The sequence below is a fragment of the Vibrio sp. 811 genome, from assembly GCF_033339195.1.
This window is the reverse complement of the sequence record NZ_JAWOUB010000068.1, coordinates 1-1,448: the sequence shown is the minus strand read 5'-3', so window position 1 is coordinate 1,448 and position 1,448 is coordinate 1. Positions and strand designations below refer to the sequence as shown.

The window sequence follows — 1,448 nt, the reverse complement described above, 5'->3', positions numbered from 1 at the left end:
GAAGTCGTCGCTATGAGCCTCATGTCCAGTCACGGAAGGATGAATCAGAAGCCATCAAAAACACGGATTTTAAGGCCCACCGCTGGGTTGTAGAGAGAACACACAGTTGGATGAATCGCTACCGTCGTGTCCTGACTCGTTGGGAGAAAAAGGTCGAAAATTACGAGGCAATGCTGCATCTTGCCTGTGCCATCATTGTCTGGAATAAAATCCTTTTGGGATAGGTTCTTATTCATTCTTTATCCCATTTAGTTTATATATCATGATTTGATACATATCTTGGCATCGACGTGTTATTTCAAGCTTACCTTTAAAAAATTATCATAAAATGCCTAGAAACAGATAAAAAGTGCGAACAAAAGCCGACAAAAAACATTTTATTGTTTATGGTTTTTAGCCTTTTGCGGAAGGATGATATAATAATTCGGCTCACACATTTATTTGAGGGTAAACAGTCGGTTCTATGACCGCCATTGAAGATAAGTTAACTCAAAACATAATAAAACAGGGCTTCACTAGATATGAAACCCTTTAATTTAACCTGAGCTTATTTTAATTTACTGTTACACAACTCTTGTAGCCGATTAATAAAGCGTGCAACATGGAAGCCATCACAAACTGCATGATGAACCTGTACTGAGAGCGGCAATAACAGTCTATCCCCTTCTTGCTGATATTTTGCCATTGTTATAATGGGTGCAAAATAATCGGTAAAATTAGCAACATTTAAATTAAAGCTATCAAAATTAACCCAAGGTAATGCTGAAATATTTAAATGATTTTCTGGTGTTACCCCTTGAGGAAATAACTTGGTATCACTTTTATAACGTTCCATTACCGATAAATAATTCACCATAAATTGATCAATATCGGATGAGTATGGGCAACTCAGTGCTGAAAATGTCTCTGTTTCTTGATGGAATACGGTGAATTGTGGGTCGACTGAATCCCATACGATCAATTCATCATCTTTTATCGCCATTCTCAACTCATCAAATTGATTCACGGCCTGAGCAATCAGATAGATCATTACCGGATAAAACTTATACGCTGAATCATCCAATGACTTTTTTAACGTCGTGATATCAATTTTGCTTGTTAAGCTAAAACCACATGGTAAACGATGCCGATAAAACTCAAAATGCTCACGGCGAACCCAATTTTTTACATCAAATTTTGTATAGTTCATAACATATCCCTTCTGAATTTTTATTTACTAAGAACCTATCCCAATAGGTTTTTAGTCCAGACAATGATACCACAGGCAAAATGCAGCATCGCCTCATAATTCTCGACTTTCTTCTCCCAACGAGTCAGGACACGACGGTAGCGATTCATCCAACTGTGTGTTCTCTCTACAACCCAACGGTGAGCCTTAAAATCCGTGTTTTTAATGGCTTCTGACTCATCCTTCCGTGACTGGATATGAGGTTCATAGCGACGACTTT

2 protein-coding genes and 1 pseudogene are annotated in these 1,448 nt (G+C 37.8%); 1 reads left to right on the top strand and 2 read right to left on the bottom strand.

Going from position 1 to position 1,448, the window contains the following annotated elements; genetic code table 11:
- Positions 1-224, top strand: a 224-nt coding sequence (locus tag R7Q46_RS24835; RefSeq protein WP_225455851.1) for a transposase, incomplete at its 5' end; no start/stop codon positions are given.
- A gap of 323 nt (positions 225-547) precedes the next feature.
- Here the strand turns inward: R7Q46_RS24835 and R7Q46_RS24830 are convergent.
- Entirely contained in the window at positions 548-1,189 is a 642-nt protein-coding gene (locus R7Q46_RS24830) for a type A-3 chloramphenicol O-acetyltransferase CatIII (protein WP_004920769.1), read from the bottom strand.
- A 35-nt stretch (positions 1,190-1,224) separates the two neighbouring features.
- A pseudogene (locus R7Q46_RS24825) lies at positions 1,225-1,448 on the bottom strand (IS5/IS1182 family transposase); the annotation flags it as partial.